The 250-nt window shown below is 38.0% G+C and carries 1 pseudogene; it reads left to right on the forward strand.

The features are described 5' to 3' along the window. Nucleotides 1-78: 78 nt before the first annotated feature. A pseudogene (locus KI356_RS27670) lies at nt 79-250 on the forward strand (peptide ABC transporter substrate-binding protein); the annotation flags it as partial.

A 250-nucleotide genomic window follows, 5' to 3' on the forward strand; every position in this document is an offset into this window, starting at 1 on the left:
TATGAATTATTAGAACATATATATATTTCTTTCTGTTTGAAAATGAAAGGGCTAACATTTTTTTGGAGGGGTGGAAGTATGAAAAAAAAGATACCAGTTTTTGTAGCATCAACAGTAGCGATGAGCATGATTTTAGGGGCATGTGGCTACCAAAAAGATGAACCGCAAGCGAACGCAAAAGGGGATAGCGGGAAAAGCGGTGCGAAGCAAGTTATTAACTTAATTGAGACACAAGAAATTCCGACGATGG

It is taken from the genome of Bacillus hominis, assembly GCF_018332515.1.
Lineage (GTDB): Bacteria > Bacillota > Bacilli > Bacillales > Bacillaceae_G > Bacillus_A > Bacillus_A hominis.